This is a genomic window from Rothia sp. HMSC064F07 (assembly GCF_001837265.1).
Classification (GTDB): domain Bacteria; phylum Actinomycetota; class Actinomycetes; order Actinomycetales; family Micrococcaceae; genus Rothia; species Rothia mucilaginosa.
The window spans coordinates 63,475-63,785 of the sequence record NZ_KV831928.1 but is presented as its reverse complement, the minus strand read 5'-3'; the positions used below and the strand labels follow the sequence as shown (position 1 = coordinate 63,785).

At 54.3% G+C, this 311-nt stretch carries 1 protein-coding gene; it reads right to left on the bottom strand.

Going from position 1 to position 311, the window contains the following annotated elements; all coding sequences use genetic code 11:
- On the bottom strand, window positions 1-283 hold a 283-nt coding region (locus HMPREF2712_RS09090), incomplete at its 3' end, for a hypothetical protein (RefSeq protein WP_210401025.1).
- Window positions 284-311 lie beyond the last annotated feature (28 nt).

The following is a 311-nucleotide window of genomic DNA, read 5'->3' as shown; positions in this document are numbered from 1 at the left end:
TCCTTTTCGGAGGGACTTTCATTGAGGGAACCACAAGCGACAATACGCTAGACCGCGCGGCTAAATTTCCCTTCCTTTTCGGAGGGACTTTCATTGAGGGCGTGAGCCTCAGATGCTGCCGCTCCAGCCGGGACACATTTCCCTTCCTTTTCGGAGGGACTTTCATTGAGGGGTAGAACGCCATGCATTCAGCCTTATTCACGGTCGCCCATTTCCCTTCCTTTTCGGAGGGACTTTCATTGAGGGCCAGACCCGGCGCATGAGGAAACGGCGCAGCAGGCATTTCCCTTCCTTTTCGGAGGGACTTTCAT